At 63.4% G+C, this 1,014-nt stretch carries 2 protein-coding genes; both read right to left on the bottom strand.

From position 1 onward, the window contains the following. Nucleotides 1–809: hypothetical protein (locus H8S23_RS13830; protein WP_186888941.1), on the bottom strand; the 809-nt coding region annotated here is incomplete at its 3' end. Further along, on the bottom strand, nt 796–1,014 hold a 219-nt coding region (locus H8S23_RS13825; RefSeq protein WP_186888940.1), incomplete at its 5' end, for a hypothetical protein. The genes H8S23_RS13830 and H8S23_RS13825, both read right to left, overlap by 14 nt.

Below are 1,014 nucleotides of genomic sequence, written 5' to 3'. Positions count from 1 at the left end.
CCGCGGTTCAGCATGACCCATTCGATCTCGCCGCGCCAGTCCGCGATCCCTGTCGCGTTGTCCTTGTTGGTCACGCACAGGGCGTATTTTCCCGATGCCCCTATCCTGATCTCCGTGGCCGGATATTCCCTGTAAGCGCCATAGCTGCCGTTTACGATCGGGGCAAGCGAGACGCGCCCCGCATAAAAGCTGTAATTGCTGGACAAAACGTATTCTCCGGCGGCAAGCTCCACCTCCGCCGTGTAGTACCGATTCCCGCCTCCGTTGTTGGGGACGCTCTCCCCCTGTACCGGGAATCCCGCCGCCCAGTCTTTCGGGGCGGGTATCAAGTTTGTCTGCATCCCCACGCCGTAAATGGGGCGGACGTTCGCGGCGCCCGGGACGCCGGAACCGGCCTGCAGCGTTTTTCCATACACGGTCACCGTGTCGATGCAGCCCGCATACCCCTCGGCCTCGATCTTCTCCCCGCGGGGACAGCGCAGTTTCAGCCCCTCTTTTTCCCCTTTCGGCAGCTCCCCGGTCATCAGCTGCCGGTACAGCTTTGTGCCCGCGTGGATCAGCGGGGCCCCGTCCCGGCAGGTGTGGAAACCGTTCACCGCCCCCTCCAGCTCCAGTACCGTGCGCCAGCCCATCCGCTTGCGCACTTTGCCCGGCACGTCCCGGATCATGTTCTCGCAGTCCGGCGACCGCGTGTTCTCCACATTCGCCGGGCTGTTGGTCAGGTCCGCCCCCAAAAAGGTGTCGATCTCAAACTTCGACATGCCCGGGGCCGATGCGGACGAAAAAGAGACCGGCCTATATCCCGCCATGCTCCTCCACCTCCACCACCGCAAGCGGCCCCTGCGGGTTCGCCGTCAGGTTCGCCAGCTTGCCCTGATACTGCGCGTAAAAGCTTTGGAAAAACCGCTGGTCGTATTCCATGCTGTTGCACTGGGCCGCCGCGTAAAAGATCACGGCGGGCGCCGCCTCTTCCGGCAGGTCCAAAACCATGCTGTCCGCCGCGTTCTCGGGGAT

The organism is Anaerofilum hominis, assembly GCF_014287275.1.
Classification (GTDB): Bacteria; Bacillota; Clostridia; order Oscillospirales; family Ruminococcaceae; genus Pygmaiobacter; species Pygmaiobacter hominis.
The sequence above is the reverse complement of the archived record's forward strand: the minus strand, read 5'-3'. Positions and strand labels throughout refer to the sequence as shown.